Source organism: Albidovulum salinarum, assembly GCF_025673475.1.
Classification (GTDB): Bacteria; Pseudomonadota; Alphaproteobacteria; order Rhodobacterales; family Rhodobacteraceae; genus Albidovulum; species Albidovulum salinarum.
This window is the reverse complement of the sequence record NZ_JAOVQO010000058.1, coordinates 1-1,638: the sequence shown is the minus strand read 5'-3', so window position 1 is coordinate 1,638 and position 1,638 is coordinate 1. Positions and strand designations below refer to the sequence as shown.

General features: G+C 66.1%; 3 protein-coding genes. All 3 read left to right on the top strand.

Features of this window, described 5'->3' with window-relative positions:
• The coding region (locus tag OEZ60_RS22075) for a succinate--CoA ligase subunit beta (RefSeq protein WP_411709838.1) at positions 1 to 599 on the top strand (599 nt) is incomplete at its 5' end.
• A 4-nt stretch (positions 600 to 603) separates the two neighbouring features.
• Positions 604 to 1,110 (top strand): hypothetical protein, encoded by a 507-nt coding sequence (locus OEZ60_RS22070; protein ID WP_263341012.1) that lies wholly within the window; start codon positions 604 to 606, stop codon positions 1,108 to 1,110.
• Positions 1,111 to 1,124: 14 nt separating this feature from the next.
• Positions 1,125 to 1,638, top strand: a 514-nt coding sequence (locus tag OEZ60_RS22065; protein ID WP_411709837.1) for a succinate--CoA ligase subunit alpha, incomplete at its 3' end; no start/stop codon positions are given.

Here is a 1,638-nt window from a genome sequence, read left to right as displayed (position 1 = left end):
TCGAGAAGGACATGGAGATGCTTGAGATCAATCCCCTGATCGTGACGCCGAAGGGCGATCTCAAGTGCCTCGACGCCAAGATGGGCTTCGACGGCAACGCGATCTACCGCCACCCCGACATCGCCGCGCTGAGGGACGAGACCGAGGAGGACCCGAAGGAGCTCGCGGCCTCGAAGTTCGACCTCAACTACATCGCGCTCGACGGCGAGATCGGCTGCATGGTGAACGGCGCCGGCCTCGCGATGGCGACGATGGACATCATCAAGCTCTACGGCGCCGAGCCCGCGAACTTCCTCGACGTCGGCGGCGGGGCGACGAAGGAGAAGGTGACCGAAGCCTTCAAGATCATCACCTCGGACCCGAACGTCAAAGGCATCCTCGTCAACATCTTCGGCGGCATCATGCGCTGCGACATCATCGCCGAGGGCGTGATCGCGGCGGTGAAGGAGGTGGGCCTCAAGGTGCCGCTGGTCGTCCGGCTCGAGGGCACCAACGTCGAGAAGGGCAAGGAGATCATCCAGACCTCCGGCCTCAACGTGATCGCGGCGGACAACCTCTCGGATGCCGCGCAGAAGATCGTCAAGGCGGTGAAGGGGTAAGGCGATGAGGGGTCCGCTTCCCGCGGCAGTCCTGGCTCTGACGGCGGCCTTCCCGGCCCCCGCCCCGGCCAAGACCGCGGAAGAGGCGGCGGCGGTCAACATGCAGCTCGCGGCGGAGATCTGTCTGAGGAACTATCGCACCCCCGAAAAGGTGGTCGATGCGTTCACGGCAGCCGGGTTCTCGCTCGCGCCGGGCGCCGATCCCGGCACGCACGAGGTCACGGCGCCCGAGCTGTGGGGCGTCATCGAACCGGGGTCCGAGCAGAGCTACTGCACCTTCCAGTCGAGCCAAGTGCCGCTCGCGATGGCGCAGGCCATCGGCACCGCGCTCGCCGAGCGGCTCTTTCCGGGCCAGGTGCAGACCGGCCATCCCGAACGCGGGCTGGCGACCCCCTGCGACGGCCTCTCGGTCTTCGCGCCCCGGCGGCTGATCTGGATTCATTACGCTCAGGCCGGCAATTCCGGCGAATGCATCGACGATGGCACCAGCGCCATCATCCTGAACATGTAGGAAAAGGGACAATCATGGCAGTCCTCGTCAACAAAAACACCCGCGTCATCTGCCAGGGCCTGACCGGCTCGCAGGGCACCTTCCACTCCGAACAGGCGATCGCCTATGGCACGAAGATGGTCGGCGGCGTCACCCCGGGCAAGGGCGGCCAGAGCCATATCGGCCTGCCGGTCTTCAACTCGGTCCACGAGGCCAAGCAGGCGACCGAGGCCAATGCCTCCGTCATCTACGTGCCGCCCCCCTTCGCGGCGGATTCGATCCTCGAGGCGATCGACGCCGAGATGGAGCTTATCGTCTGCATCACCGAGGGCATCCCGGTCCTCGACATGATGAAGGTCAAGCGCGCGCTGCAGGGCTCCCGCTCCACGCTCATCGGCCCGAACTGCCCCGGCGTGATCACCCCCGACGAATGCAAGATCGGCATCATGCCGGGCCATATCCACAAGAAGGGCTCGGTCGGCGTCGTCTCGCGCTCCGGCACGCTGACCTACGAGGCGGTGAAGCAGACCACCGACGTGGGCCTCGGGC